Source organism: Micromonospora pallida, assembly GCF_900090325.1.
Lineage (GTDB): Bacteria > Actinomycetota > Actinomycetes > Mycobacteriales > Micromonosporaceae > Micromonospora > Micromonospora pallida.
In genome coordinates this window covers 6,823,071-6,843,286 of record NZ_FMHW01000002.1, presented here as the reverse complement: position 1 = coordinate 6,843,286, position 20,216 = coordinate 6,823,071, and the positions used below count along the sequence as shown (strand labels likewise).

The following is a 20,216-nucleotide window of genomic DNA, read 5'->3' as shown; positions in this document are numbered from 1 at the left end:
AACGAGCGCCACGGTCCCGGGTGCCTTACAGCTCGGTGGCGGAACCACCGGCGGCGGCGATCTTCTCCTTGGCCGACGCGCTGAACGCGTGCGCCGACACCTGGAGCGCCACCCCGTTGAGCTCCCCGCTGCCGAGGACCTTGACCAGCTGGCCCTTGCGGACCGCGCCGGCGTCGACCAGCTCGTCGGGGCCGATCTGACCGCCGTTGGGGAACAGCTCGGCGAGCCGGTCCAGGTTGACCACCTGGAAGACCACCTTGAACTTGTTCTTGAAGCCCTTCATCTTCGGCAGGCGCATGTGGATGGGCATCTGCCCACCCTCGAACGCCGGCGAGATGTTCTTGCGGGCCTTGGAGCCCTTCGTACCGCGACCGGCGGTCTTGCCCTTGGAGCCCTCACCACGACCCACCCGGGTCTTGGCGGTCTTGGCACCGGGCGCCGGGCGCAGGTGGTGGACCTTGATCGTCATTACTCGACCTCCTCGACCTTCACGAGGTGGTTGACCGCGAAGATCATGCCCCGAATCTCGGGCCGGTCCTCCTTGACCACCACGTCGTTGATCCGCTTGAGACCGAGCGAACGCAGCGACTCACGCTGGTTGTGCTTGGTCCCGATCCCGGACCGGACCTGGGTGACCTTCAGGCGTGCCATCAGGACGCCACCCCCGCCCGCGCGGCCAGCATCGCGGCCGGCGCGACATCCTCGACCGGCAGGCCACGACGGGCGGCGACCTGCTCCGGGGACTCCAGCCCCTTCAGGGCCGCCACGGTGGCGTGCACGATGTTGATCGGGTTCGACGAGCCGAGGCTCTTGGAGAGCACGTCGTGGATACCCGCGCACTCCAGCACGGCACGCACCGGGCCACCGGCGATGACGCCCGTACCGGCGGAGGCCGGCTTGAGCAGCACCACACCGGCGGCGTCCTCGCCCTGCACCGGGTGCGGGATCGAGGCGCCGATCCGCGGCACCTTGAAGAAGTGCTTCTTGGCCTCCTCGACGCCCTTGGCGATCGCCGCGGGCACCTCCTTGGCCTTTCCATAGCCCACGCCGACGGTGCCGTCGCCGTCGCCCACGATCACCAGGGCGGTGAAGCTGAAGCGACGACCACCCTTCACGACCTTGGCGACGCGGTTGATCGCGACGACCCGCTCGAGGTGCGGGGTCTTCTCGACGGGCGCGTTTCCGCGGCCGCCCTCACGGCGGTTGTCGCGGCGACCACCCTCGTTGCCACCGGACCCGCCGCCACGGCGCTGTTGACCTGGCATCAGCAGCCTTCCTTCTCTCTCGTGACGGGGTTGTTAGAACTCGAGTCCGGCTTCGCGAGCGGCGTCGGCCAGCGCGGCGACTCGCCCCGCGTACCGGTTGCCACCACGGTCGAAGACGACCTTCGAGATGCCGGCGGCCTTGGCCCGCTCGGCGAGCAGGGCGCCGACCTTGCCGGCCAGGGCGCTCTTGTCGCCCTCGCTGCCACGCAGCGAGGCGTCCAGGGTCGAGGCCGACGCCAGGGTGTGTCCCTTGGTGTCGTCCACGATCTGGGCCACGACGTGACGCAGCGACCGGGTGACGACCAGGCGCGGACGCTCGGGGGTGCCGCTGATGTTCTTGCGGACCCGGAAGTGCCGACGCGCACGCCCGACGGCACGCTTGGCGGCGACGCCGCGGCGGCGCTTGAGCAGCGTGGCGCTCACTTCTTACCTGCCTTTCCAGCCTTGCGGCGGATGACCTCGCCCTGGTACTTCACACCCTTGCCCTTGTAGGGCTCCGGCGGGCGGATCTTCCGAATGTTGGCGGCGACCTCACCGACGAGCTGCTTGTCGATGCCGGCCACGTGGAACACGGTCGGCTTCTCGACGGTGAAGGTGATGCCGTCCGGGGCGGGGACCAGCACCGGGTGCGAGAACCCGAGCGCGAACTCGAGGTCCTTGCCCTTGGCGGTGACCCGGTAACCGGTGCCGGCGATCTCCAGGCTCTTGCGGTAGCCCTCGGTGACCCCGACGATCATGTTCGCCACCAGGGTCCGGCTCAGGCCGTGCAGCTCCTTGGACTTCCGCTCGTCGTTCGGGCGGCTGACCTGGAGCTCGCCGCCCTCCGCCCGCTCCACCGTGATCGGCTCGGAGACGGTGTGCGACAGCTCGCCCTTGGGGCCCTTGACCTTGACGGTCTGGCCGTCGATCGTGACGTCGACGCCGGCAGGCACCGGGATCGACTTACGTCCAATACGCGACATTTCTACCTGTCTCCCGTTACCAGACGAAGGCGAGGACTTCCCCGCCAACGCTCCGCTTGCGGGCCTGCCGGTCGGTGAGCAGCCCCTGGGACGTCGAAATGATCGCCACGCCGAGGCCGCCGAGCACCCGCGGGAGCCCATCCGACTTGGCGTACACCCGCAGACCGGGCTTGGACACACGCTTGATGCCGGCCAGGCTCCGCTCCCGGTTCTGGCCGTACTTCAGCTCGACGACCAGTCGCTTGCCGACGGCACCCTCCTCGGGCTCCTCGGCCGACCAGGTGGCGATGTAACCCTCGGCCTTCAGGACCTCGGCGATGTTCGCCTTGATCTTGGAGTAGGGCATCGTCACCCGGTCGTGGTACGCCTGGTTGGCGTTACGCAGACGCGTGAGCATGTCTGCGATCGGGTCGGTCATCGTCATGGATTTCGTCTACCTTTCTCGCCGGGGTTCCCGCGGGTACGCCCAGGGCCTACGGCGAAGAGACAGTGCAGCTGACGCGCGGAGCACGCCGGGCTATTACCAGGAAGCCTTGGACACGCCGGGCAGCTCACCGCGGTGGGCCATCTCCCGGATGCACACCCGGCAGAGACCGAACTTGCGGTAGACCGCCTTCGGACGCCCGCACCGCTGGCAGCGGGTGTACGCGCGAACCGAGAACTTCGGCTTCGCGGCCGCCTTGAGGATCAGCGCCTTCTTGGCCATCTCAGTTCTCCTTGAACGGGAAGCCCAGGAGCTTGAGCAGCGCCCGGCCCTCGTCGTCGGTCGTGGCGGTCGTGACCACCGTGATGTCCATGCCCCGCTGGCGATCGATCTTGTCCTGGTCGATCTCGTGGAACACCGACTGCTCGGTCAGACCGAACGTGTAGTTGCCGTGCCCGTCGAGCTTGCGCCCGTCCAGACCGCGGAAGTCCCGGATACGCGGCAGCGCGATGGAGAGCAGCCGGTCCAGGAACTCCCACATCCGGTCGCCCCGCAGGGTGACCTTCGCGCCGATCGGCATGCCCTCACGGAGCTTGAACTGCGCGATGGACTTGGTCGCCCGCCGCACCAGCGGCTTCTGGCCGGTGATGGTGGCCAGGTCGCGGACCGCGCCGTCGATCAGCTTGGCGTCGCGGGCGGCCTCGCCCACACCCATGTTCACGACAATCTTGACCAACCGCGGAACCTGCATGGGGTTCGCGTAGTTGTGCTGCTCCTGCAGCTTGGCCACGATCTCGTTGCGGTACCGCTCCTTGAGGCGCGGCAGGGTCTTGGTTTCGGTAGCCGTGGTCATCACAGGTCCTTACCGGTGCTACGCGCGATGCGGACCTTCTGGCCGTTGTCGTCGATCCGGTACCCGATGCGGGTCGGCTTCCCGTCGGAGTCCAGGACCTGCACGTTGGAAACGTGGATCGGGGCCTCCTGGGTGACGATGCCACCGGTCTTGGCGCCACGCTGGGTGGTGCGGATGCGGGTGTGCTTCTTGACGCGGTTCACGCCCTCGACCAGGACCTTGTCCTGCCGCGGGTAGGCCGCGATGACCTTGCCCTTGGCGCCCTTGTCCTTGCCGGCGATGACGACGACCGTGTCGCCCTTCTTGACCTTCACGGTCACAACACCTCCGGCGCGAGAGAGATGATCTTCATGAACCGCTTGTCCCGCAGCTCCCGACCAACCGGGCCGAAGATACGGGTACCGCGCGGGTCCCCACCGTCCTTGATGATGACGGCGGCGTTCTCGTCGAAGCGGATGTACGAGCCGTCCGGCCGCCGCCTCTCCTTGGCGGTGCGAACGACGACAGCCTTGACGACGTCGCCCTTCTTGACACCGGCACCCGGGATCGCGTCCTTGACGGTGGCCACGATGACGTCGCCGATGCTCGCGTAGCGCCGACCGGAGCCACCGAGAACGCGGATGCACAGGATCTCCCGGGCACCCGTGTTGTCGGCGACGCGCAGTCGCGACTCCTGCTGAATCACGTCTATCTCCTATGTCTGCCGGTTCTCCGGCCGCTGCACGCGGCCGGAGCCTGGCGGAACCTGCGCCCGGCTGACGCCGGGCGAGATCGAGCCTTCGCTACTTGGCCTTTTCCAGGATTTCCACGAGCCGCCACCGCTTGGTGGCCGACAGCGGCCGGGTCTCCATGATCACGACCCGGTCGCCGATGCCGGCGGCGTTCTGCTCGTCGTGCACCTTCAGCTTGCGGGTCCGGCGCATGATCTTGCCGTACAGCGCGTGCTTGACCCGGTCCTCGACCTCGACGACGACGGTCTTGTCCATCTTGTCGCTGACCACGAGGCCCTCACGGACCTTGCGGCGAGCCCGCACGGTGGCGGTGGTGTTCTCGGTCTCGCTCATGATGCAGTCACCTCAGTCGGCGCGGCCGAGAGCCCCAGCTCGCGCTCACGCATGATCGTGTAGATCCGGGCGATCTCCCGACGGATGACCTGGAGCCGCCGGTTGTTGTCGAGCTGACCGGTGGCGGCCTGAACGCGGAGGTTGAACAGCTCCGCCTTGGCCTCCCGCAGCTTCGTGACCAGCTCCTCGTCGGAGAGCTCACGCAGCTCGGCGGCCTTAACGCCCGCTGCCATCAGGATTCACCCACTTCGCGCGTCACAATGCGGCACTTCATCGGGAGCTTGTGGATCGCGCGACGCATCGCCTCTCGCGCGATCTGCTCGTTGGGGAAGGACATCTCGAAGAGGACCCGCCCCGGCTTCACGTTGGCCACCCACCACTCGGGCGAGCCCTTACCGGAACCCATCCGGGTTTCCGCCGGCTTCTTGGTCAGCGCCTGGTCCGGGAAGATCGTGATCCAGACCTTGCCGCCACGCTTGATGTGACGGGTCATCGCGATACGAGCCGACTCGATCTGCCGGTTCGTGACGTACGCCGGCTCGAGAGCCTGGATCCCGAACTCGCCGAACACCACGCGGTTACCGCCCTTGGACGCGCCACTGCGGTCCGGGTGGTGCGGCTTGCGGAAGCCCTTCGGGGGCTTGCGCGGCATCAGCATCTGTCAGCCCTCCTGCTGCGTTTCTGCCGGAGTCGAAGCGGCCGAAGCAACAGCAGCGCTGTCGATCGGCTCGCCGCTCGGCGTCTCGGCCTGCTGCGCGACGGTGGTCGCGGCAGCCCGGCCGGCCTCGGTGCCACCGGACGTCGTACCGGAGGACCCGGAACGACCACGGCGCGGACGGTCGGGACGGTCGCCACGCTCACGGCGCGGGCGGGACGGGGCGGCCTCGGCGGGGGCCTCCCGGCCGGGAACCGCGTCGCCCTTGTAGATCCAGACCTTCACGCCGATCCGGCCGAAGGTGGTACGGGCCTCGAAGAAGCCGTACTCGATGTTGGCCCGCAGCGTGTGCAGCGGAACCCGGCCCTCGCGGTAGAACTCGGTCCGGCTCATCTCGGCGCCGCCGAGACGACCCGAGACCTGGACCCGGATGCCCTTGCAGACCGGGTTCTTCATCGCGGACTGCATGGCCTTGCGCATCGCCCGACGGAAGCTGACCCGGCTGGAGAGCTGCTCGGCGACGCCCTGGGCGACGAGCTGCGCGTCCGACTCGGGGCTCTTCACCTCGATGATGTTGAGCTGCACCTGCTTGCCGGTGAGCTTCTCCAGCTCGCCACGGATCCGGTCGGCCTCGGCACCCTTACGACCGATGACGATGCCCGGACGGGCGGTGTGGATGTCGACCCGGACGCGGTCGCGCGTGCGCTCGATGTCGACCTTGGAGATGCCGGCCCGCTCCAGCCCCTTGGACATCATGCGGCGGATCTTGACGTCCTCGCCGATGTAGTCCTTGTAGAGCTTGTCCGCGAACCAGCGGGACTTCCAGTCGGTCGAGATGCCGAGCCGGAACCCGTGCGGGTGAACCTTCTGACCCATTACTCGGCACCCTCCGTCGTGCTCTGCGTCTCCGCCGGCTCGGCCTGCTTCGCCGGCTCAGCCTTCTTCGCCGAAGACTTCTTCGGCGCGGCCGGCGCGACCGCCTCGACCGCCACGGTGATGTGGCACGTGCGCTTGCGGATCCGGTACGCCCGGCCCTGCGCCCGCGGCCGGAACCGCTTCATGGTCGGGCCCTCGTCGACGAACGCCTCGCTGACGAGCAACGCGTCGGGGTCCAGCCGCTCGTTGTTCTCCGCGTTGGCGATCGCGCTCGCGAGCACCTTGTACACCTGCTCGCTCGCAGCCTGCGGCGCGAACTGCAGCACCGTGAGCGCCTCCTTCGCGGGCAGGCCGCGGACGAGGTTGACCACCCGGCGCGCCTTCGTCGGCGAGATGCGCACGTGCCGCGCAATCGCCCGCGCGCCCGGAAGCACCGGAGCGTCGCCCTTTCCTGGCATCGCTGTAACCCCTTGTTCCTCTATCCGTGGCTCGCCTAGCGGCGGCGGCTCTTCCGGTCGTCCTTCTCGTGACCCTTGAACGTGCGGGTCAGCGCGAACTCGCCGAGCTTGTGCCCGACCATCGCCTCGGTGACGAACACCGGGACGTGCTTGCGTCCGTCGTGCACGGCGATCGTGTGCCCGAGCATCTCCGGGATGATCGTCGAGCGCCGCGACCAGGTCTTGATGACGTTCTTGGAGCCCTTCTCGTTCTGCACTTCCACCTTCTTGAGCAGGTGGTCGTCGATGAACGGGCCCTTCTTCAGGCTGCGAGGCATCTTCTATCTCCCTCAGCCGCGCTTACGCGTGGCGTAGCGGCGGCGGACGATCAGCCGGTCGCTCGGCTGGCCCTTACGGCGGGTACGGCCCTCGGGCTTACCCTGCGGGTTGACCGGGTGGCGACCACCGGAGGTCTTACCCTCACCACCACCGTGCGGGTGGTCCACCGGGTTCATGGCCACACCACGGACGGTCGGGCGCTTGCCCTTCCAGCGCATCCGGCCGGCCTTGCCCCAGTTGATGTTCGACTGGTCGGCGTTGCCGATCTCGCCGACGCTCGCGCGGCAGCGGACGTCGACCCGCCGGATCTCACCGGACGGCATCCGGAGGGTGGCGTACGCGCCCTCCCGGCCGAGCAGCTGGATGCCGACGCCGGCCGAACGGGCCAGCTTGGCGCCGCCGCCCGGACGCAGCTCCACGCTGTGGATGGTGGTACCGACCGGGATGTTCCGCAGCGGCAGGTTGTTGCCCGGCTTGATGTCCGCGCCGGGGCCCGACTCGACGGCGTCGCCCTGCTTCAGGTCCTTCGGCGCGAGGATGTAGCGCTTCTCGCCGTCGGCGTAGTGCAGCAGCGCGATGCGCGCGGTGCGGTTCGGGTCGTACTCGATGTGGGCGACCTTCGCCGGCACGCCGTCCTTGTCGACCCGCTTGAAGTCGATCAGACGGTACTGGCGCTTGTGGCCACCACCGTGGTGCCGGGTGGTGATCCGGCCGTGGGCGTTCCGACCGCCCTTCTTGGGCAGCGGCGCCAGCAGCGACTTCTCCGGGGTCGACCGGGTGATCTCAGCGAAGTCGGCGACGCTGGAGCCACGCCGGCCCGGCGTCGTCGGCTTGTACTTACGGATAGCCATTGTCTACACCCCTCAGCTGACCGGGCCGCCGAAGGCCTCGATACGGTCACCGTCAGCCAGCTTCACCATCGCGCGCTTGGTGGCCTTGCGCTGGCCGAACCCGGTCTTGGTCCGCTTGCGCTTGCCCTCGCGGTTGAGCGTGTTGACCGTCAGGACGCGGACGTTGAAGATCTGCTGGATAGCGATCTTGATCTCGGTCTTGTTGGCGTCCGGGTGCACCAGGAAGGTGTACCAGTTGCGGTTCAGCTCGCTGTAGCTCTTCTCCGAGACGACCGGCGCCACGATGATGTCGCGCGGGTCGGCGATCGTGCTCACTTGCCACCCTCCTCGGTGGTCTCGGCGGGCACGCCGAGGAACTCGTCCAGGGCGTCCTTGGTGAAGACCACGTCGTCGGCCACCAGCACGTCGTACGTGTTGAGCTGGCCGGCCTCGATCAGGTGCACCCGGCTGTCCCGCCCGTTGCGCAGGTTCCGCAGCGACACCCAGTTCAGCTCGTCGGTGCTGCCCAGCACGACCAGGACCCGCCGGGCCTCGGTCAGCTTCGTCAGCGTGGCCAGGGCCGCCTTGGTGGACGGCTTCTCGCCGGAGACGAACGCCTCGACGACGTGCACCTGGCCGGCGCGGGCCCGGTCGGAGAGGGCGCCCCGCAGCGCGGCGGCCTTCATCTTCTTCGGGGTCCGCTGGCTGTAGTCGCGCGGGACGGGGCCGTGCACCACGCCACCACCGGCGAACTGCGGCGCCCGGGTCGAACCCTGGCGGGCGCGGCCGGTGCCCTTCTGCTTGTACGGCTTCTTGCCGCCGCCGGAGACCTCACCGCGGGTCTTCACCTTGTGCGTGCCCTGGCGGGCGGCCGCAAGCTGGGCCACCACGACCTGGTGCATCAACGCGATGTTGGCCTGCACGTCGAAGACGTCTGCCGGGAGCTCGACGGAGCCCTTCTTGGTGCCGTCGACGGTGAGCACGTCAACCGTGGTCACTTCGCCGCACCGCCCTTCTTCGCCTTGGTCTTGGCCGCGGTCCGGACCAGGACCAGCGCGCCCTTGGGGCCGGGGATGGCGCCACGGACGAGCAGGAGGTTGTTCTCGGTGTCGACCGCCTGGACGGTCAGGTTCTGGACGGTGTAGCGCACGCCACCCATCCGGCCGGCCATCCGGGTGCCCTTGAAGACGCGACCCGGGGTGGCGCAGGCGCCGATCGAGCCGGGCGAGCGGTGCTTGCGCTCGACACCGTGGCTGGCGCGCAGACCGTGGAAGCCGTGCCGCTTCATCGGGCCGGCGTAGCCCTTGCCCTTGGTCTTGCCGGTCACGTCGATCGAGACGCCGGCGGCGAACTCGGAGACGGTGACCTCCTGGCCGAGGGTGTACTCGGCGGCGTCGACGGTACGCAGCTCGACGATGTGCCGGCGCGGCGCCACCTCGGCCTTCGCGTAGTGCCCGCTGATCGGCTTCTTGACCTTGCGCGGGTCGATCGCGCCGTAGGCCAGCTGGATCGCGGAGTAACCGTCCTTCTCGGCGCTACGCACCTGGCTGACGACGCACGGGCCGGCCTGCACCACGGTCACCGGGACAACCTTGTTGTTGTCCCAGACCTGGGTCATGCCGAGCTTTGCGCCCAGGATCCCCTTTACTTGCCTGTCCATTTGTCCGGTCCCTACAGCTTGATCTCGATGTCGACGCCAGCCGGCAGGTCGAGGCGCATGAGCGAGTCGACCGTCTTGGGGGTCGGGTCGATGATGTCGATCAGCCGCTTGTGCGTGCGCATCTCGAAGTGCTCGCGCGAGTCCTTGTACTTGTGCGGCGAGCGGATAACGCAGAAACGGTTGATCTCCGTGGGCAGCGGCACCGGGCCCGCGACCTGCGCCCCGGTGCGCGTCACCGTCTCGACGATCTTCCGAGCCGAGGAGTCGACGACCTCGTGGTCATAGGCCTTGAGCCGGATGCGGATCTTCTGTCCCGCCATGGTGGCTTCTGTTCCTTCTCTCGATGCCGCTGTGTTGCGGGCGCCTGCACCGGCTGGCACAGGCCCACTTCCGCCGACCCCCGCGGTCGGGCGTGTCGCGCCCTCGGGCCAGGCTCCGCCCCGGGAGGCCGGAGCGATACTGACCGCGCGGTGGGTCAAGGCGCCGATCGCACTACCGCGACCTGAACGCCGTGCGAGGGTGGTTGGCGGCCTGGCCGCCAACCACCCTACGCCCGACTGTTCTCCCGCCCGGAGGTTCGGAAGAATCCGAACGCAGGCGACGAACTGTCGTTACGCAACCTGACTAGTATGCCGCACGACCGGCGGCGGGTCTAATCGGGGTTACCCAGCTCACTTGATGATCTTGGTGACGCGACCAGCGCCAACCGTACGGCCACCCTCCCGGATCGCGAACTTGAGGTTGTCCTCCATCGCGATGGGCTGGATCAGCTTCACGGTCATCGTGGTGTTGTCGCCCGGCATGACCATCTCGGTGCCCTCGGGCAGCGTGACGACGCCGGTGACGTCCGTGGTCCGGAAGTAGAACTGCGGACGGTAGTTCTGGAAGAACGGGGTGTGCCGGCCGCCCTCCTCCTTGGAGAGGATGTAGACGGTCGCCTCGAACTCCGTGTGCGGGGTGGTGGTGCCCGGCTTGACGACCACCATGCCGCGCTCGACGTCCTCGCGCTTGATACCCCGCAGCAGCAGACCGACGTTCTCGCCCGCGCGGGCCTCGTCGAGCAGCTTGCGGAACATCTCGATACCGGTGCAGACCGTCTTCATCGACTTCTCCTTGATGCCGACGATCTCCACCTCCTCGTTCGGCTTGAGGATACCGCGCTCGGCGCGGCCGGTGACGACGGTGCCACGACCGGTGATCGTGAAGACGTCCTCGATCGGCATGAGGAACGGCTTCTCGGTCTCGCGCTCCGGCTGCGGGATCGCGGTGTCGACCGCGTTCATCAGCTCCAGGAGCTTCTCGGTCCACACGGGGTCACCCTCGAGGGCCTTCAGCGCCGAGACCTGGACGACCGGCAGGTCGTCGCCCGGGTACTCCTGGTTCGAGAGCAGCTCACGAACCTCGAGCTCGACGAGCTCCAGGAGCTCCTCGTCGTCGACCATGTCGCTCTTGTTGAGCGCCACGACGATGTACGGCACGCCGACCTGGCGGGCCAGCAGCACGTGCTCGCGGGTCTGCGGCATCGGACCGTCGGTCGCCGCCACCACCAGGATCGCGCCGTCCATCTGCGCGGCACCGGTGATCATGTTCTTGATGTAGTCGGCGTGCCCGGGGCAGTCGACGTGCGCGTAGTGCCGGTTCTCGGTCTGGTACTCGACGTGCGCGATGGAGATGGTGATACCGCGGGCCTTCTCCTCCGGCGCCTTGTCGATCTCGTCGAACGGCGTGTACGGGTTCAGGTCCGGGAACTGGTCGTGCAGGACCTTCGTGATGGCCGCCGTCAGCGTCGTCTTACCGTGGTCGATGTGACCAATGGTGCCGATGTTGACGTGCGGCTTAGTCCGCTCGAACTTCGCCTTCGCCACTGGTGTCCTCCTGTGGACTTCTTGGTTCGTACGCCCCGGCGCGCCGATCGGCGCTTAGGACTCTGTCGACAGCCTTTCCGGCCAGGCGGCCGGAGAGCTTGTGGGACTTGCGGCGGTGAAGCCTACAGGCCCGGTCACACAGTTCCGCGGAGACCGCGGGCGAGAAACTACTCGCCCGTGGCCTTCGCGATGATCTCCTTCGCCACGTTGGTCGGAACCTCGGCGTAGGAGTCGAACTGCATGCTGTAGCTAGCCCGGCCCTGGGTCTTCGACCGCAGGTCGCCGACGTAGCCGAACATCTCCGACAACGGCACCAGAGCCCGGACGACGCGGGCGCCACTGCGCTCCTCCATCGCCTGGATGATGCCGCGGCGGGAGTTGAGGTCGCCGATGACGTCACCCATGTTCTCCTCCGGAGTGGTGACCTCAACGGCCATCATCGGCTCGAGGAGAGCGGGGTCGGCCTTGCGGGCCGCCTCCTTCATCGCCATCGAGCCGGCGATCTTGAATGCCATTTCCGACGAGTCGACCTCGTGGTACTGGCCGTCCACCAGGGTGAGCTTGACGCCCACCACGGGGAAGCCGGCGAGGATGCCGTACTGCATGGCGTCCTGCGCGCCCGCGTCCACCGACGGGATGAACTCCCGCGGGATGCGGCCACCGGTCACCGCGTTGGCGAACTCGTAGGTCGGGGCGTCGTTGCCGAGCGGCAGCGGCTCCAGGCTGATGATCACCCGGGCGTACTGGCCGGAACCACCGGTCTGCTTCTTGTGGGTGTACTCGACCTTCTCCACCGCACGGCGGATGGTCTCGCGGTACGCCACCTGCGGCTTACCGATGTTCGCCTCGACGTTGAACTCGCGGCGCATCCGGTCGACCAGGATGTCCAGGTGCAGCTCGCCCATGCCGGAGATGACCGTCTGACCGGTCTGGTCGTCGAGCTTGACCCGGAAGGTCGGGTCCTCCTCGGCGAGCCGCTGGATGGCGGTGCTGAGCTTCTCCTGGTCGGCCTTGGTCTTCGGCTCGATGGCGACCTCGATGACCGGCTCCGGGAAGGTCATCGACTCCAGGATGACCGGGTTCGCCGGGTCGCAGAGCGTGTCACCGGTGGTGGTCTGCTTCAGACCCTGCACCGCGATGATGTCGCCAGCCTGGGCCGAGCTGCGCTCTTCCCGCTTGTTGGCGTGCATCTGGTAGATCTTGCCGATCCGCTCCTTGCGGTCCTTGGTGGAGTTCACCACCTGGGAGCCGGACTCGAGCGTGCCGGAGTAGATCCGGACGTAGGTCAGCTTGCCGAGGTGCTTGTCCGTCTGGATCTTGAAGGCCAGCGCGGAGAAGGGCTCCGACTTCGACGGCTTCCGCTGCAACGGGGTCTCACCGTCGGTCGCGGTGCCCTCGATGGCCGGGATGTCCAGCGGCGACGGGAGGTACGCGACCACCGCGTCGAGCATCGGCTGGATGCCCTTGTTCTTGAAGGCGGTGCCGGTGAGGACCGGGTTGGCCTTGCCGGCGATGGTGGACCGGCGGATGGCGGCCTTGACCTCGTCGACCGAGATCTCCTCGCCCTCGAGGTACTTCTCCATCACCGCGTCGTCGACGTCGGCCAGGGTCTCCATCAGCTTCTCGCGCCACTCGGCGGCGGAGTCGGCCAGGTCGGCCGGGATTTCCTCGATCGCGTAGTCCTCACCCTTCTGGGTCTCCCCACGCCAGGTGAGGGCGCGCATCTCAACCAGGTCGACCACGCCGATGAAGTCGGACTCGTTGCCGATCGGGATCTGGAGCACCAGCGGGGTGGCGTTGAGCCGGTCGATCATCATCTGCACGCAGCGGAAGAAGTCGGCACCGGTCCGGTCGAGCTTGTTGACGAAGCACATCCGGGGGACGTTGTACTTGTCGGCCTGACGCCAGACGTTCTCCGTCTGGGGCTCCACGCCGGCGACACCGTCGTAAACGGCCACCGCACCGTCCAGCACCCGCAACGACCGCTCGACCTCGACCGTGAAGTCGACGTGGCCGGGCGTGTCGATGATCTGGATCGTGTGGCCCTTCCACTCACACTTGGTGGCGGCGGAGGTGATGGTGATCCCCCGCTCCTGCTCCTGCTCCATCCAGTCCATGACGGCGGCGCCCTCGTGGACCTCACCGATCTTGTACGTGATGCCGGTGTAGAACAGGATTCGCTCGGTGGTCGTGGTCTTACCGGCATCGATGTGCGCCATGATGCCGATGTTGCGTACGTTGGCAAGCGCGTCTGCGGCGGCCACTTCAATCCCTACTTATCGTCGTCTCGACTCAACTGGCGGCGGTTCCGGTGCCCGCCAGGGGCACCGGAACCTGTGGTGTTACCAGCGGTAGTGCGCGAAGGCCTTGTTGGACTCGGCCATCTTGTGCGTGTCCTCGCGCCGCTTGACGGCGGCGCCGAGGCCGTTGCTGGCGTCGAGCAGCTCGTTCATCAGCCGCTCGACCATGGTCTTCTCGCGCCGGGCGCGGGAGTAGGTCACCAGCCAACGCAGGCCCAGGGTGGTGGCCCGGGCCGGACGCACCTCGACCGGCACCTGGTAGGTGGCGCCACCGACCCGGCGGCTGCGCACCTCGAGGGTCGGCTTGACGTTGTCCATCGCCCGCTTCAGGGTGACGACGGGGTCGGTGCCGGACTTCTCGCGGCAGCCCTCCAGGGCGGCGTACACGACGCGCTCGGCGAGCTGGCGCTTGCCGCGCAGCAGGATCTTGTTCACGAGCTGGGTGACCAGCGGCGAGTTGTACACCGGGTCAGCGACCAGCGGCCGACGCGGAGCGGGTCCCTTACGCGGCATCTCAGCTCTTCTCCTTCTTCGCGCCGTAGCGGCTGCGTGCCTGCTTGCGGTTCCGGACACCCTGGGTGTCCAGCGAACCGCGAACGATCTTGTAACGCACGCCGGGGAGGTCCTTCACCCGGCCGCCACGGACGAGCACGATCGAGTGCTCCTGCAGGTTGTGACCCACGCCCGGGATGTAGGCGGTCACCTCGATCTGGCTGCTGAGCTTGACCCGAGCGACCTTGCGCAGCGCCGAGTTCGGCTTCTTCGGGGTGGTGGTGTACACGCGGGTGCACACGCCGCGGCGCTGGGGGGAACCCTTCAACGCCGGGGTCTTGGTCTTGGTCGTCTTGGCCTGTCGGCCCTTGCGGACCAGCTGCTGGATCGTGGGCACCGGGTTTCTCCGCTCCCTTCGGCCGCCTGTCGCGGCCGCGCCGTCTGCTCGTAGCCGCCCAGGTGGACGACTCTCCTACATTCCGGCCAGGGCCGCCTCGCGGAGGTCCCGGCACCCGCGGTCGGGCGTGTCGCCCAACTCACGGTTTCCGGTGCCGACGCGGACGCCGCACCGGGTGTGTCCCTGGCACACGGTCGCCCGCTCGCCAGGTGTTGTGGCTTTGTGGTGCTGCTGCTCGGCGACCGGGTCGCCGGGTCCAGCGCACGCACGAGATGCCCGGACGGGCCGGGCACAAGGGGGAAGATTACCTACCACAAGCGTGCAGGTCAAAACGGGGTGGTCCGGTCGGAATGCGTGCCCGCTTTCCCGGCTCCCGTCGGCCTGCCCGCCCGCGTCGGGCATCTACGAGTCACAAGTGTAACGGCTTCCCCGCGTGCCGGCCCGGCGACCCCGGGGCCGGGCTCAGGCGAGCTGCAGGAGCACCGCAGCACCCAGCCCGAGCAGGGAGAGCGCCAGCCCGGTCGCACCGCAGCTGATCCCCGCGACGGCCAGCCCCCGACCGGTGAACCGGACCGCCGGCGGTGGTGCCGGCCGCCGGACCTGTCGCGCGCCGAGCAGCCCGGCGACCAACGCGCCCGCCCCGGTGAGCGCGCCCAGCAGGGTGAACGCCCCGGCCGCCCAGGCGCCCCAGCCCCCGGCGGCGCCGGCCAGGCCAAAGCAACCGACCAGCAGGGCGACCAGGACCGAGACGATGCCGGCGACCAGCGAACCCACCGCGAGGCCGGAGGTGACCGGCGGCACCTCCAGGTGCGCCACACCGAACGGCGTACCGGGAACCGCGTCGATCCGCTTCGGGGGGAGCACCGCATCCCGGGGCGGCGGGGGCACCGGGCGGCCGTCGGGCCGGAACGGAAAGCCGCCGTACCCCGGTGGCGGGAACAGCCCGCCGGGCACCGGCCCGGGTGACCCGACCGCCGGCCCCACGGGGTGCGGCTGCGGCGAGTGGCCAGCGGTCGGCGCCGGCTGCGCTCCGACCGGACCGACCAGCCGGTCCGCTTCCGGAGCGGCCGGGACCTGAGCCGACGGAGCCTGGGATGCCGGTGCCGGGACCGGCTCCGATGCCGCCGGCCCCTGGGCCGTCGGGGCCGGATCCCACGCCGGCGAGGCCGGGACCGCCGGGATCGGATCCCACGCCGGCGGGGGCGGAACCGTCGGCGCTGGATCCCATGCCGCCGGCCCCGCAGGATGCGGCTGCGGCGTGGGACCGGCGGTCGGCGCCGGCTGCGCCGGGGCGTCCGCCGACGGCCGCACCGGTTCGGTCACTGGGTCCTCCTGTCGACGCGCACCGGCCACCGCCGGGCGACGGGTGCCGGGCTCAGGCTACCGTCGCGCCGCCCGGCCCAGCCGGCTCAGTTGACGGTCGGGGCGAAATCCTGGGTGTAGGGCGCCTCCGCGAGCCGGACCACGGCAAGCACCACCGCGACCACCACGGTGACCGCGGCCAGGCCCAGCCCGGTCCAGGCGAGCCGCTCCCCCCGCCGCAGCCAGGCTGCGCCGGTCAGGAAACCCCCCGAGGCGTACGCCTCCCGGCGCGCCTGCCGGGAGAGTTGGAGTGCCACGGTCGCCGGCACGACGCCACCGAGGAAGAGGCCGGTGAGCGCGGCGACCAGCCCAAGGGCGAACACCGCCTGGGCCTTCGTCGAGCGGGCCGGGTCAGGGTCGAGCGGGTGGCGCAGCCCCTGACGCACGGCGGGTGGCTGCCCGGGCGCCGTCGTCATGCCCTCCATCATGCCCCGACCCGCCCGTCGGGGTGGCAGCGGAGGCCACCCGCCCGGTACGCGACGAGGCCCCCGGCGGATGCCGGGGGCCTCGTCGTGGCACTGCCTAGCGGTACGACCCGAAGTCGAAGTCGTCCAGCGGCACCGCCTGGCCGCTGGCCGGCCCGAAGCCGTAGTCGGTCTCCGGGTAGCCGGTCATCGAGTAGACCTTGGCCTTCGCCTCCTCGGTCGGCTCCACCCGGACGTTGCGGTACTTGCTGATACCGGTACCGGCCGGGATGAGCTTACCGATGATCACGTTCTCCTTCAGGCCGATCAGCGAGTCGCTGCGGGCGTGGATCGCCGCGTCCGTCAGCACCCGGGTGGTCTCCTGGAAGGAGGCCGCCGACAGCCACGAGTCGGTGGCCAGCGACGCCTTGGTGATACCCATCAGCACCGGGCGTCCGGCGGCGGGCTCGCCGCCCTCGGAGACGAGTCGGCGGTTCTCCGACTCGAACAGCGCCCGGTCGACCAGCACGCCCGGCAGGAACTCGGTCGAGCCGGAGTCGATGACCGTCACCCGCTTGAGCATCTGGCGGATGATGATCTCGATGTGCTTGTCGTGGATGAGCACACCCTGCGAGCGGTAGACCTCCTGGACCTCCTGGGTCAGGTGGACCTGGACCGCGCGCGGGCCGAGGATGCGCAGCAGCTCGTGCGGGTCGATGGTGCCCTCGGTGAGCTTCTCGCCGACCTCGACGTGACCGCCGTCGTGGACGCCCGGGCGCAGCCGGACCCGCTTCGAGATCTTGTCGTAGACGATCTCGTCGCTGCCGTCGTCCGGGATCACGATGATCTTCCGCGAACGCTCGCCGTCCTCGATCCGGATCCGGCCGGGGGTGTCGGCGATCGGCGCCTTGCCCTTCGGGACCCGGGCCTCGAAGATCTCCGTGACACGGGGCAGACCCTGGGTGATGTCCTCACCCGCGACACCACCGGTGTGGAAGGTACGCATGGTCAGCTGCGTACCCGGCTCACCGATGGACTGCGCGGCGATGATGCCGACCGCCTCGCCGATGTCTACGGTCTTGCCGGTCGGCAGCGACCGGCCGTAGCAGGCACCGCAGACGCCCAGCTTCGACTCGCAGGTCAGCACGCTGCGCACCCGAACGTTCTCCACCCCGGCCGCGACGATCTTGTCGACCAGGATCGAGTTCAGGTCCGCGCCCCGCTCGACGACGACGGTGCCGTCCGGCCCCTTGATGTCGTCGGCCAGGGTCCGGGCGTGCACGCCGGTCTCGGCGTGCTCGTGCACCACCAGCTTGCCGTCGATCCGCTCGCCGACCTGCATCGGGATCGCCCGGTCGGTGCCGCAGTCCTCCTCGCGGATGATGACGTCCTGCGACACGTCCACCAGACGACGGGTCAGGTAACCCGAGTCGGCGGTCCGCAGCGCGGTGTCCGCCAGACCCTTCCGGGCGCCGTGCGTGGAGATGAAGTACTCCAGTACGGACAGACCCTCCCGGTAGCTCGACTTGATCGGCCGGGGGATGATCTCGCCCTTCGGGTTGGCCACCAGACCACGGATCGCGGCGATCTGCCGGAGCTGCAGCAGGTTACCGCGGGCACCCGAGTGGATCATCTTCCACAGCGGGTTCTCCCGGGGCAGCGAGGTCTCCAGGTTCTTGGCGACCTCGTTGGTGGCCTTGGTCCAGATCTCGATGAGCTCGCCGCGGCGCTCCTCACCGGTCATCAGACCACGCTGGTACTGCTTGTCGATCCGGTCGGCTTCCTTCTCGTACCGGGCCAGGATCTCCTGCTTGCTCGGCGGAGTGACGACGTCCTCCATGCCGATGGTCACCCCGGACCAGGTGGCCCAGTGGAAACCGGCCTCCTTGAGCCCGTCCAGGGTCGCCGCGAGGGCCACCTTCGGGAACCGCTCGGCGAGGTCGTTGACGATGGCGGAGAGCTGCCCCTTGCGCACCTCGTAGTTCACGAAGCGGTAGCCGACCGGCATGGTCTCGTTGAACAGCACCCGACCGAGGGTGGTGTCGACGATCAGCGGCTCGCCCTCGACCCACTCCTCCGGCGCGACCCACGGCTCGGCCCCGGCGCCGTTGTCGACACCGGAGACGCCGCGCAGCCGGATCCGCACCGGCGACTGCAGGTGCAGCTCGCCGTTGTCGAAGGCCATCCGAGCCTCGGCGTCCGAGCTGAACGCCCGGCCCTCGCCCTTGCCACCCGGGGTGAAGTGGGTGAGGTGGTACAGACCGATGATCATGTCCTGGGTGGGCATGGTCACCGGCTTGCCGTCCGCCGGCTTCAGGATGTTGTTCGACGACAGCATCAGGATCCGCGCCTCGGCCTGCGCCTCGGCGGAGAGCGGCACGTGCACCGCCATCTGGTCACCGTCGAAGTCGGCGTTGAACGCGGTACAGACCAGCGGGTGGATCTGGATGGCCTTGCCCTCGACGAGCTGCGGCTCGAACGCCTGGATGCCCAGTCGGTGCAGGGTGGGCGCCCGGTTGAGCAGCACCGGGTGCTCGCCGATGACCTCTTCCAGCACGTCCCACACGACCGGCCGCTGCCGCTCGACCATCCGCTTCGCGGACTTGATGTTCTGCGCGTGGTTCAGGTCGACCAGCCGCTTCATCACGAAGGGCTTGAACAGCTCCAGCGCCATCTGCTTGGGCAGGCCGCACTGGTGCAGCTTCAGCTTCGGGCCGACGACGATGACCGAACGACCGGAGTAGTCGACCCGCTTGCCGAGCAGGTTCTGCCGGAACCGGCCCTGCTTGCCCTTGAGCATGTCGGAGAGCGACTTCAGCGGCCGGTTACCCGGACCGGTGACCGGACGACCACGACGGCCGTTGTCGAAGAGCGCGTCGACGGCCTCCTGGAGCATCCGCTTCTCGTTGTTGACGATGATCTCGGGCGCGCCGAGGTCGATCAGTCGCTTGAGGCGGTTGTTCCGGTTGATCACGCGGCGGTACAGGTCGTTCAGGTCGGAGGTGGCGAAGCGGCCACCGTCGAGCTGCACCATCGGCCGCAGGTCCGGCGGGATGACCGGGACGCAGTCGAGCACCATGCCGAGCGGCGAGTTGCGGGTGTTCAGGAACGCCGCGACGACCTTCAGCCGCTTCAGCGCCCGGATCTTCCGCTGCCCCTTGCCGGTACGGATGATCTCGCGGAGGTTCTCCGCCTCGGCGTCGAGGTCCATGTTCTGGACCAGCGCCTTGATCGCCTCGGCGCCCATGCCGCCGGTGAAGTACTCGCCGAACCGGTCCCGCAGCTCGCGGTAGAGCAGCTCGTCGGTGACCAGCTGCTTCGAATCCAGCTTGCGGAAGGTGTCGAGCACCTCGTCCAGACGGTCGATCTCGCGCTGGGCCCGGTCGCGGATCTGGCGCATCTCGCGCTCTCCGCCCTCCTTGACCTTGCGCCGGACGTCCGCCTTGGCTCCCTCGGCCTCCAGCTCGGCCAGGTCGGCCTCGAGCTTGGCGGCCCGCTTCTCGATCTCCGAGTCGCGGCTGTTCTCCGCCTGCCGCTTCTCGGCCAGGATCTCGTTCTCGATGGTGGAGAGGTCACGGTGACGCGACTCGGCGTCCACGCTCGTCACCACGTACGAGGCGAAGTAAATGATCTTCTCGAGGTCCTTGGGGGCGAGGTCCAGCAGGTAGCCCAGCCGGCTCGGCACGCCCTTGAAGTACCAGATGTGGGTCACCGGCGCGGCCAGCTCGATGTGCCCCATGCGCTCACGACGCACCTTGGAACGGGTCACCTCGACGCCGCAGCGCTCACAGATGATGCCCTTGAACCGGACCCGCTTGTACTTGCCGCAGTAGCACTCCCAGTCCCGCTGCGGACCGAAGATCTTCTCGCAGAAGAGCCCGTCCTTCTCCGGCTTCAGGGTGCGGTAGTTGATCGTCTCAGGCTTCTTGACCTCGCCATGCGACCACTGACGGATGTCGTCGGCGGTGGCGAGGCCGATGCGCAGCTCGTCGAAGAAGTTGACGTCGAGCACTTGGTTATCCCTCACATCA

General features: G+C 68.6%; 28 protein-coding genes. All 28 read right to left on the bottom strand.

All coding sequences use genetic code 11. From position 1 onward, the window contains the following. Nucleotides 1-25: 25 nt before the first annotated feature. The 28 genes from rplO to GA0074692_RS29170 all read right to left on the bottom strand — a co-directional run bounded on the left by rplO (nucleotide 26) and on the right by GA0074692_RS29170 (nucleotide 20,197). On the bottom strand, nucleotides 26-469 hold the full coding sequence (gene rplO / locus GA0074692_RS29305) for a 50S ribosomal protein L15 (RefSeq protein WP_091650268.1): 444 nt from the start codon (nucleotides 467-469) through the stop codon (nucleotides 26-28). Next, entirely contained in the window at nucleotides 469-651 is a 183-nt protein-coding gene (gene rpmD / locus GA0074692_RS29300) for a 50S ribosomal protein L30 (RefSeq protein WP_088982062.1), read from the bottom strand. The genes rplO and rpmD overlap by 1 nt, the downstream gene beginning before the upstream one ends. After that, entirely contained in the window at nucleotides 651-1,265 is a 615-nt protein-coding gene (gene rpsE / locus GA0074692_RS29295; protein WP_088982061.1) for a 30S ribosomal protein S5, read from the bottom strand. The genes rpmD and rpsE overlap by 1 nt, the downstream gene beginning before the upstream one ends. 33 nt (nucleotides 1,266-1,298) lie before the next feature. Beyond that, nucleotides 1,299-1,688 carry a 50S ribosomal protein L18 gene (gene rplR / locus GA0074692_RS29290; RefSeq protein ID WP_091650265.1) on the bottom strand — a complete coding sequence of 130 codons (390 nt, stop codon included), beginning with the start codon at nucleotides 1,686-1,688 and terminating at the stop codon, nucleotides 1,299-1,301. Next, entirely contained in the window at nucleotides 1,685-2,227 is a 543-nt protein-coding gene (gene rplF / locus GA0074692_RS29285; protein ID WP_091650261.1) for a 50S ribosomal protein L6, read from the bottom strand. Before rplF ends, rplR begins: the two co-directional genes overlap by 4 nt. 16 nt (nucleotides 2,228-2,243) lie before the next feature. Then, a complete protein-coding gene (rpsH, locus tag GA0074692_RS29280) occupies nucleotides 2,244-2,651 on the bottom strand; it encodes a 30S ribosomal protein S8 (protein WP_091451909.1) in 408 nt (135 codons plus the stop codon). Between the two features lie 96 nt (nucleotides 2,652-2,747). Further along, nucleotides 2,748-2,933 (bottom strand): type Z 30S ribosomal protein S14, encoded by a 186-nt coding sequence (locus GA0074692_RS29275; protein WP_007073023.1) that lies wholly within the window; start codon nucleotides 2,931-2,933, stop codon nucleotides 2,748-2,750. 1 nt (nucleotide 2,934) lies between these two features. Next, nucleotides 2,935-3,504, bottom strand: a complete 570-nt coding sequence (rplE, locus tag GA0074692_RS29270) for a 50S ribosomal protein L5 (protein WP_091650258.1) — start codon at nucleotides 3,502-3,504, stop codon at nucleotides 2,935-2,937. Continuing rightward, nucleotides 3,504-3,824: a 50S ribosomal protein L24 gene (gene rplX / locus GA0074692_RS29265; RefSeq protein WP_176738622.1), complete on the bottom strand. Its 321-nt coding sequence runs from the start codon at nucleotides 3,822-3,824 to the stop codon at nucleotides 3,504-3,506. Before rplX ends, rplE begins: the two co-directional genes overlap by 1 nt. After that, the gene (gene rplN, locus GA0074692_RS29260; protein ID WP_007465279.1) at nucleotides 3,821-4,189 is read right to left on the bottom strand and encodes a 50S ribosomal protein L14; all 369 of its coding nucleotides are present in this window, start codon (nucleotides 4,187-4,189) and stop codon (nucleotides 3,821-3,823) included. Before rplN ends, rplX begins: the two co-directional genes overlap by 4 nt. A gap of 97 nt (nucleotides 4,190-4,286) precedes the next feature. Next, nucleotides 4,287-4,568, bottom strand: a complete 282-nt coding sequence (gene rpsQ / locus GA0074692_RS29255; RefSeq protein ID WP_091650255.1) for a 30S ribosomal protein S17 — start codon at nucleotides 4,566-4,568, stop codon at nucleotides 4,287-4,289. Continuing rightward, the gene (gene rpmC, locus GA0074692_RS29250; protein WP_091650250.1) at nucleotides 4,565-4,801 is read right to left on the bottom strand and encodes a 50S ribosomal protein L29; all 237 of its coding nucleotides are present in this window, start codon (nucleotides 4,799-4,801) and stop codon (nucleotides 4,565-4,567) included. The genes rpsQ and rpmC overlap by 4 nt, the downstream gene beginning before the upstream one ends. Next, on the bottom strand, nucleotides 4,801-5,226 hold the full coding sequence (gene rplP, locus GA0074692_RS29245) for a 50S ribosomal protein L16 (protein ID WP_007465292.1): 426 nt from the start codon (nucleotides 5,224-5,226) through the stop codon (nucleotides 4,801-4,803). Before rplP ends, rpmC begins: the two co-directional genes overlap by 1 nt. A gap of 3 nt (nucleotides 5,227-5,229) precedes the next feature. After that, nucleotides 5,230-6,099 (bottom strand): 30S ribosomal protein S3, encoded by an 870-nt coding sequence (rpsC, locus tag GA0074692_RS29240; RefSeq protein ID WP_091650247.1) that lies wholly within the window; start codon nucleotides 6,097-6,099, stop codon nucleotides 5,230-5,232. Beyond that, complete coding sequence (rplV, locus tag GA0074692_RS29235; protein ID WP_091650243.1) at nucleotides 6,099-6,557, bottom strand: 50S ribosomal protein L22; 459 nt, start codon at nucleotides 6,555-6,557, stop codon at nucleotides 6,099-6,101. The genes rpsC and rplV overlap by 1 nt, the downstream gene beginning before the upstream one ends. A 35-nt stretch (nucleotides 6,558-6,592) precedes the next feature. Further along, nucleotides 6,593-6,874: a 30S ribosomal protein S19 gene (rpsS, locus tag GA0074692_RS29230; RefSeq protein WP_020520478.1), complete on the bottom strand. Its 282-nt coding sequence runs from the start codon at nucleotides 6,872-6,874 to the stop codon at nucleotides 6,593-6,595. Between the two features lie 12 nt (nucleotides 6,875-6,886). Continuing rightward, nucleotides 6,887-7,726 (bottom strand): 50S ribosomal protein L2, encoded by an 840-nt coding sequence (gene rplB / locus GA0074692_RS29225; RefSeq protein ID WP_091650237.1) that lies wholly within the window; start codon nucleotides 7,724-7,726, stop codon nucleotides 6,887-6,889. Between the two features lie 12 nt (nucleotides 7,727-7,738). Further along, nucleotides 7,739-8,041, bottom strand: coding sequence for a 50S ribosomal protein L23 (gene rplW / locus GA0074692_RS29220; protein WP_088982052.1), 303 nt, complete (start codon nucleotides 8,039-8,041; stop codon nucleotides 7,739-7,741). Then, nucleotides 8,038-8,703 carry a 50S ribosomal protein L4 gene (gene rplD, locus GA0074692_RS29215; RefSeq protein ID WP_091650233.1) on the bottom strand — a complete coding sequence of 222 codons (666 nt, stop codon included), beginning with the start codon at nucleotides 8,701-8,703 and terminating at the stop codon, nucleotides 8,038-8,040. The genes rplW and rplD overlap by 4 nt, the downstream gene beginning before the upstream one ends. Next, the gene (gene rplC, locus GA0074692_RS29210; protein WP_091650230.1) at nucleotides 8,700-9,365 is read right to left on the bottom strand and encodes a 50S ribosomal protein L3; all 666 of its coding nucleotides are present in this window, start codon (nucleotides 9,363-9,365) and stop codon (nucleotides 8,700-8,702) included. Before rplC ends, rplD begins: the two co-directional genes overlap by 4 nt. A gap of 11 nt (nucleotides 9,366-9,376) precedes the next feature. Then, the gene (gene rpsJ / locus GA0074692_RS29205; protein WP_007073037.1) at nucleotides 9,377-9,685 is read right to left on the bottom strand and encodes a 30S ribosomal protein S10; all 309 of its coding nucleotides are present in this window, start codon (nucleotides 9,683-9,685) and stop codon (nucleotides 9,377-9,379) included. A gap of 351 nt (nucleotides 9,686-10,036) precedes the next feature. Beyond that, nucleotides 10,037-11,230: an elongation factor Tu gene (gene tuf / locus GA0074692_RS29200; protein WP_091650227.1), complete on the bottom strand. Its 1,194-nt coding sequence runs from the start codon at nucleotides 11,228-11,230 to the stop codon at nucleotides 10,037-10,039. A 167-nt stretch (nucleotides 11,231-11,397) separates the two neighbouring features. Next, nucleotides 11,398-13,494, bottom strand: a complete 2,097-nt coding sequence (gene fusA, locus GA0074692_RS29195) for an elongation factor G (protein ID WP_091650223.1) — start codon at nucleotides 13,492-13,494, stop codon at nucleotides 11,398-11,400. Between the two features lie 78 nt (nucleotides 13,495-13,572). Next, nucleotides 13,573-14,043, bottom strand: coding sequence for a 30S ribosomal protein S7 (gene rpsG / locus GA0074692_RS29190; RefSeq protein WP_091650217.1), 471 nt, complete (start codon nucleotides 14,041-14,043; stop codon nucleotides 13,573-13,575). A 1-nt stretch (nucleotide 14,044) separates the two neighbouring features. After that, entirely contained in the window at nucleotides 14,045-14,419 is a 375-nt protein-coding gene (gene rpsL / locus GA0074692_RS29185; protein ID WP_007465318.1) for a 30S ribosomal protein S12, read from the bottom strand. A gap of 462 nt (nucleotides 14,420-14,881) precedes the next feature. Further along, nucleotides 14,882-15,265, bottom strand: coding sequence for a hypothetical protein (locus GA0074692_RS29180; RefSeq protein WP_091654263.1), 384 nt, complete (start codon nucleotides 15,263-15,265; stop codon nucleotides 14,882-14,884). Between the two features lie 563 nt (nucleotides 15,266-15,828). Then, the gene (locus tag GA0074692_RS29175; RefSeq protein WP_091650213.1) at nucleotides 15,829-16,197 is read right to left on the bottom strand and encodes a hypothetical protein; all 369 of its coding nucleotides are present in this window, start codon (nucleotides 16,195-16,197) and stop codon (nucleotides 15,829-15,831) included. Between the two features lie 106 nt (nucleotides 16,198-16,303). Further along, entirely contained in the window at nucleotides 16,304-20,197 is a 3,894-nt protein-coding gene (locus tag GA0074692_RS29170; protein WP_091650211.1) for a DNA-directed RNA polymerase subunit beta', read from the bottom strand. Between the last annotated feature and the right edge of the window lie 19 nt (nucleotides 20,198-20,216).